The 6,654-nt window shown below is 74.2% G+C and carries 4 protein-coding genes; 1 reads left to right on the forward strand and 3 read right to left on the reverse strand.

Annotation, left to right across the window (positions count from 1 at the left end; genetic code table 11):
• Positions 1-20: 20 nt before the first annotated feature.
• Positions 21-908, reverse strand: a complete 888-nt coding sequence (locus AOK00_RS35510; protein ID WP_055604224.1) for a DNA/RNA non-specific endonuclease — start codon at positions 906-908, stop codon at positions 21-23.
• A gap of 16 nt (positions 909-924) precedes the next feature.
• Here AOK00_RS35510 and AOK00_RS35515 point away from each other — a divergent pair, with 16 nt between their 5' ends.
• Positions 925-1,155 carry a hypothetical protein gene (locus AOK00_RS35515; protein ID WP_055604225.1) on the forward strand — a complete coding sequence of 77 codons (231 nt, stop codon included), beginning with the start codon at positions 925-927 and terminating at the stop codon, positions 1,153-1,155.
• Here AOK00_RS35515 and AOK00_RS35520 read toward each other — a convergent pair.
• Together AOK00_RS35520 and AOK00_RS35525 are read right to left on the reverse strand one after the other, a co-directional pair.
• Positions 1,145-4,081, reverse strand: a complete 2,937-nt coding sequence (locus tag AOK00_RS35520) for a helix-turn-helix transcriptional regulator (RefSeq protein ID WP_055604226.1) — start codon at positions 4,079-4,081, stop codon at positions 1,145-1,147. The genes AOK00_RS35515 and AOK00_RS35520 overlap by 11 nt on opposite strands.
• Before the next feature lie 227 nt (positions 4,082-4,308).
• Positions 4,309-6,003 (reverse strand): S8 family serine peptidase, encoded by a 1,695-nt coding sequence (locus tag AOK00_RS35525; protein ID WP_055604227.1) that lies wholly within the window; start codon positions 6,001-6,003, stop codon positions 4,309-4,311.
• Positions 6,004-6,654 lie beyond the last annotated feature (651 nt).

Raw genomic sequence — 6,654 nt, forward strand, 5'->3', positions numbered from 1 at the left:
GCCGCGGGCGCGCCCGCGGCTCAGGGGTGCAGCACGATGTCCCCGTACGATTCGAGCCGCCGCCACCGCTCCTCGGGCGCCCGCGTCTCCGGCATCACGTCCACGTCGGGCAGCGGCCCGAACTCCAGCTCGGTGATCTCCGCGACGTCCGAGACGGGCACCTGGTACGCACGGAACGGGCCGAGCGGCGGCGGCGCGCCGGTCGTCGCCCCCGCGAGCGCCCGCTCCGCGTCACGGCTCAGGTCGGGGCTCTGGTCGAGCACGTACGCGGCCGCCGCGAGCACCCCGTCCTGAAGGAACGCGGCCACCTTCCAGAACCGCATCGGCACCTGGATCCCCCGGTACGGCGGGTCGGAGTCGTGGAGCACCGGGCCCGTGAGGACGGCCAGCCTCCTGTCGTGGACGGCGGCGTGGTCGAGCAGATAGTTCTCCAGGCCCTGCCAGACCTGCTTGCCCTGGTTGAAGACATCCGACCGGGGGGCGGCGTTGGTGAAGTGGAAGGTGTCCGCGTTGGCGCGGACGGCCAGGGCCGAGGGTCCCCACACCGGGTCGAGCCGGCGGACCAGATGCCCGCGGTCGAGGCTGTTGTTGCGGTAGATGGCGTCGCCCGCCTGCTGCTCCTCGGGCAGCCGCGGGTCGAACTGCCAGACGTCTTCGCGGGGTACGTCCTCCAGGAGCTCCCGCCCCTCGACGCACACGGCCGTCGAGGCCGCGAGACGCCGGTCGGGCCGGAAGACCACGGTGAAGTGGGTGTACGGCAGGATCACCGTCCCGATCGACTGCCGGACCGGAAGCGGCAGCGGGACGACCGGTCCGAGGAAGGCCTCGTCGTAGCCGGTGCGGTCGGCGAGCGCCGTGCGGCGGGCGTCGTCCGCGCCCGGAGGGGGCGGGGGATCGGAAGGCTTCATACGTTGTAGGTACCGCGTGGAGAGGAACGCGCTCGGGGCCGGACCACAGGCCACTCGATCAGACGCCGAGGTTCCTCTCCGCGCTCCCGCCTTCCGCCTCCACGACCGGCAGTTCCTCGACGACGAGGTCCAGCGCGCCTTCCACCGGGAGATCCAGCGCAGACCGCCCCCGGCCCAGAGCCCGAACCTCTGCCTGACCGGCCCCCCGGACCAGGAGTTCGTGGACCAGCGGCCGTTCAGGGTCTGAGCGCCGTCGCGAGCTGCGCCCGCGAGCGGACGTCGAGCTTCTGGTAGATCCGGGTCAGCCGCGCCTCGACCGTCTTCACACTCAGGTACAGCTTCGCCGCCGCCTCCTGGTTGCTGGCGCCCTGCCCCACCAGTCGGGCGAGCCGCAGCTCGGCCTCCGTCAGCGAGGAGAGCGCCGGCAGCGACTCCTCACCCCCGGAGCCGCCCGCGGGGCTCTCGCCCACGGCGCCCGCCGGGGACTCGCACGCCAGGGCAAGCCACGGCGCCGCTCCGGCCCGCTCGAACACCGAGGCCGCCGTCTGCAGCGCGCTCTGCGCCGCCGACCGGCGCCGTCTGCGGCGCTCCACCCGGGCCAGGGCGATCAAGGCCCGCCCGCGCTCCAGCGGCAGCCCCGCCCGGCCGAAGGCCTCGGCGGTGCGGGTGAGCAGCTGCGCCGCCTCGTCCGTACGCCCCTCGGCCGCGAGCCACAGGGCGTACGCCCGGTCGCAGCCGAGGAGGACCGTGGACCGGCCGAGCCGGGCCGCCACCGGCCGCACCTCGTCGAGGAGCGCCAGGGCCTCGTCGCCCGCGTCGTGGGCGAGCAGCGCCTCGGCCAGCTCCTCGTGCCAGCGCAGCATCGACGGGTCCACGGTCGACTGGGCGCGTTCGTCGACCTGGACGCGCCGCAGGGTCTCCAGGGCGGCGGCGACGTCCCCGTTGATCAGCTGGACCCGGCCGAGCGCGTACCGGCTGCGGGAGAGGAACACCCGGTCGCCCTCCTCCTCGGAGGCCTGGACACTGCGCCGGGCGTAGCTCGCCGCCCGCGCGAAGCTGCCGCCGGCCGTCTCCGCGAGCGCCAGCGTGTACCAGGCGGGGCCGGGGGAGAGGCCCGCCTCCAGGGTGAGCGCGAGGGACTGCCCGGCGTGCGCGAGGGCGGCCGCGCAGGCGCCCCTGCGGGACTCGACGGCGGCCAGCGTGGAGAACAGCTCGATCGTGTCCTCCACCGAACCGCGTCGCTGGACCAGGGGCAGCAGCGCGTTCAGTTCGTCACGGGCGTCCGTCAGACGGTCGTCGAACAGGGCGTGACGGATCGTCAGGATCTGTGCGGCGTTACGGATCCCGAGGGGCCGCTCGGCCAGCTCCAGGGCGCGGGCCTGCGCGAGCACCGCCTCCGCGTCCGGCGCGCCGAGGGCCCGCTCCATCCGCGCCTGTACGGTCAGCGCCTGCGCCGCCGTCCGCGGATCGCCCATGGAGGCGGCGAGCGCGGCCGATTCGACGGCCGCCGTCCGCGAGCGCTGCGGATCGCCGTCCGCGAGCACGTACTTGACGGCGAGCCGGAGCTGCACGGCGGCCCGCAGGGCGGTGTCGCCCTCCGAGTCCTCCATGGCGTGGACGTACATCTCGTCGAGCCCGGTCAGCCCCTGCCCCGCGGTGTCGAGGACGGCGAGCCGCGCCCTGACCCGGTCGGCGGGCACCGCGTCACGGGCGAGCAGATCGGTGGCGGCCCGCATGGCGAGGTCGGCGCGGGCCGCGCGGGCGGCCTCCTCGGCGGCGTCGACGAGGCGCGCGATCCGCCGTGTCCCGTGCCGTCCGGGCGTGGACTCGGCTGCCAGCAGGGCGAGTTCGGCCGCGAGCGCGCTGTTCCCGCGCCGCCGGGCCAGATCCGCCGCGTTCGCGACCTCGGCCGCGAGGTCCTCGTCCGGGCTGTCGGTGGCCAGCGCCCGGTGCCGTACCGCCTCCACGGGGTCGTCCACGACCTCCGCGAGGGCCGCGTGCCCGGCGCTCCGCTCGGCCCAACAGGCGTCGTGCACCAGGGTGGAGGGCAGCAGCCCGGCGGTGAAGGTCACCGAACCGTCCTCGGCGAGCGACACGAGTCCGGCCCGCTCGGCCGCCGCGAGGTCAGCCTCCGCGTTGGGCCGTCCCGCCCGCCGTACCAGCGTCGACGAGGGACGCAGCGCGAGGGCCGCGAGCAGCAGCGTCTCCCGTACGGCGAGGGGGGCGGCGCCGAGCAGCTGGCGGGCGAGGTCGCGGGCGCGCCCGGAGAGCGTCAGCGCCTCGGCGTGGTGCACGGGGGTGCGGGCGTCGGCCAGCGAGCGGCCCACGGCGAGCGCGAGCCGCGGATTGCCGCCGCTCGCGCGGTGGATGCGGCCGGCCATCCGGGAGGGCAGCCGGTGGTGGATGAGGAGTTCGGCGATCTCGTCGGCGTGCAGCGGTGGCACGAGCAGCACGTCCGCCTCGGACGGCACCCAGAGGTGGGCGGCGTGCGGATCGTCGGGGCGGTGGGGCGCGCGGTAGGGCTCGCCCGCCTCGCCGTACGGCTCCGGTGTCTCGACGGCCACCACCCGCAGCGCGGGCGGCGCGAGGTGGAGGGCGAAGCGGAGCAGGTCCGCGCTGTCCGCGTCGACGTGCTGGACACCGTCGACGACGAGGAGCACGGGGCCCCGGCGGGTCAGGGTGCGGAGGATCTGGGCGATGCCGAGCCGGAGCGCGATCGGGTCCCAGCCGCCGGCGTCGAGCGGCGCCTCGCGGCAGAGCATGGCGACGGCGGTGCGCTGGGGCCCGGGCAGCTCGTCGAAGACCGCGGAGGCCTCGGGCCCGGCGGTTGCCTTGTCGGCCGGGCGGGGCTCACGGCGCCTGCCGCCGACGGGTTGTGGCCGGTGCACGGTCGCCGCCACCGAGGCCACGAGCGCGGCGGCCGAGGCCCCGGGTATCTCGCGGTCGGACGGCAGGGTCGCCAGCCACAGCACGGTCTCGCCGCGCGCCTCGGCGCGGGTCGCCTCGGCGAGCGCGAGCTCCGTCTTGCCGACTCCGGCGGGCCCGGTGAGCAGGGCGCGGCCCCGGGTGTGGAGGGCACGTTCGAGGCGGGCGAGGAGTTCCTCGCGGCCCACCGGCGCCGAGGGTCCCCCCGGACCCGTGGGGCGCAGGGCGAGGTACGGAGCTGTCGTCACTGTCCATCACCTCCGGCGCGCTCGGGCCCCGGCCCATGAGCCCCGTGGGCAGAGAATACGGAGCCCACCGGTGGAGTCCAGGCCCTGTGTCCGGCATACGGACAGGGCACGTCGGCGGGACCGCACTCCGAAACGCCAGAACGCGCCCGTGGTGTAGACCACGAGCGCGTCGCTGACCAGCAATGATGCTGATGTGGGGGGTGGTTCGGTGGTGGTGCGGTGGCGCCTTAGAAGGTCAGGCTCCACGAGTTGATGTAGCCGGTGTCACCCGTGGCCACATCGCGGACCTGAAGCTTCCAGGTGCCGTTGGCGACCTCGCTCGACGCGTCGACCGTGTACGTGGTCAGGACGTTGTCGGCGCTGTCCGAGGAGGAGGACGCCTTGAGGTTGCGCACCGTGCCGTCGGGGGCGACCAGGTCGATGACCAGGTCCCCGCGCCAGGTGTGCTTGATGTCCACGCCGACCTTGAGGGCGGCGGGGGCGTTGCCGGTGCGGCCGGTGACGGCGATCGAGGACGACACGGTGGTGTTGTCCGAGATCGTCACATCGGTCGCGTTGGTGAAGACGGTGCCGGCCGGCGGGGTGGTGGTGACGGCGTCGACGGTCTTCGCCGTGTCGGCGATGCCGGTGCCGCAGCCGCCGGTGCAGGTGCCGGGCAGCGGGCGGGCGTTGGCCTTGATCGCGGACTCGATCTCGGCCGGGGTCAGGGCGCTCTTGGCGGACTTCAGCAGCGCGGCGAGGCCGGCGATGTGCGGTGCCGCCATCGACGTGCCCTGGTAGGGCTTGAAGTTCTCGGCCGACTGGGTGGTCGCGCCCGAGTTCAGCGTGGAGTAGATGCCGTTCTCGGGGGTGGTGACGGTGCCGGGCGTGTCGGTCGAGCGACGGGTCTCGCCGCCGGGCGCGGCCACGTCCACGATGGCGCCGAAGTTGGAGTAGTACGACCGGTTGCCCTCACGGCTGGTGGACGCCACGTTGATGACGTTCGCGCAGTTCGCGGGGGTGAATCCGGAGGCGTTGGCGTTGCTGTTGCCCGCGGCGACGACGACGGTGGTACCGCGCGAGACGGCGCCGTTGATCGCGGTCTGGTAGACGCTCGGGCAGGTCGCGCTCGCGCCGCCCAGGCTCAGGTTGATGACCTTCGCCGGGGTGGCGTTGGCCGGGACGCCCGGCACGGTGCCGCCGGAGGCCCATGTGATGGCGTCGGCGATGTCGGCGGACGAGCCGCCGCACTTGCCGAGCACCCGCACGGGCTGGATCTTCGCGTTGTACGCGATGCCCGCGATGCCCTTGGTGTTGTTCGTGACGGCGCCGATGGTGCCGGCCACGTGGGTGCCGTGCCAGGAGGAGTTCGAGGCCTTGGAGCCGACACCGCACTCGTTGTCGGTGGCGTTCCAGTCGCCCTCGTCCTTCGCGTCCGCGTCGCGGCCGTTGCCGTCGCGGGCGTCGGCGGAGGTCGAGATGAAGTCGTAACCGGAGACCACGTTGGTCGCCAGGTCCGAGTGGGCCGCGTAGCCGGTGTCGATGACCGCGACGGTGACGCCGGAGCCGGTCGTCTTGTCCCAGGCCGCAGGAACGTTCATGCCGCCGGTGGGCTCGAAGAGGTCCCACTGCTTGGCGTAGTCGGTGTCGTTCGGCGTGACAGCCATCGCGTAGGCGCGGATGTCAGGCTCGACGGAGGCGACGGAGGGGTCGGCGCGGAACGCGTCCATGACCTCCGCCAGGTCCTGCTTGGTGGCGCTGTCGCCCAGGTCGACCAGGGCGCCGCCGCCGGCGAGACGACGCTCGAAGGCGAGCTTCTCGCCCGTCTTCGCGGCCTTCTCGGCCGTGTCGCTCTTCGCGGCGGCGTTCGAGCCGGCCTCGGCGGCCTGGCTCTTGTAGGTGACGATGACCTTCTCGACCGGGGCGCTGGGGAGCGCCCGCATCGTCTGCGAAGCCGGTGCGGGCTTCGGGGTGGCAGCGCCCGGGGCGGCGGCGATCGCCCCGGTCGTGGCAGCGGCACCGAGGATCGCGGCGCTCGCGACCACGGATATGACTCTCCGCCTGGAACCGTTCAAGGTGTGGCCCTTTCGAGTACGACGTAGCTGCGGAGCAGTGGCGGCGGCGCGGGACACAGGGGCGAAGTGGGGTCGCGATCCGGCATTCCCTGGGCTGGGGGGCCCGTGCGCCGCCACCGGCGCGACGGCCCGGGTCAAGGCCGTCCCCGGCGGATGCCACCCTCCGCATGCACCTGTCAGGGTGCGGTCGGGGGATGATATCTGCCGGTGCGGAGGACAGTAGGCAACGGGGGGGTGAACCCGATACGGGGAAAACCCTTGTCACCCCTCACGGGGCGGCGGGGGTCCGGTGAGGGGAGGTGCGACCAGGGGTGCGGGCACGGGAGTCGGCGCCGTGTCACACGCGCCCCGAGCGGCGGGCGTACGCCCGGTCGACCGGCCTGAGCAGGCGTGTTTCGGCGACTAGGTACGTACCTGCTCAACGGAAAGGTACACACCTCTCGGCGGGAGCCCGAGGGCGGCCCCACGACGAAGGCACCGGGGCGGCCGGGACCTCGGGGCGGGGGGCGGACCCCGGGG

This window comes from Streptomyces aureus (assembly GCF_001418135.1).
Classification (GTDB): Bacteria; Actinomycetota; Actinomycetes; order Streptomycetales; family Streptomycetaceae; genus Streptomyces; species Streptomyces aureus_A.

Coding starts and splice junctions, on each gene's coding strand:
- AOK00_RS35510 (WP_055604224.1), bottom strand. CDS start 908: ATGAAGCCTTCCGATCCCCCGCCCCCTCCGGGCGCGGACGACGCCCGC.
- AOK00_RS35525 (WP_055604227.1), bottom strand. CDS start 6,003: ATGCGGGCGCTCCCCAGCGCCCCGGTCGAGAAGGTCATCGTCACCTAC.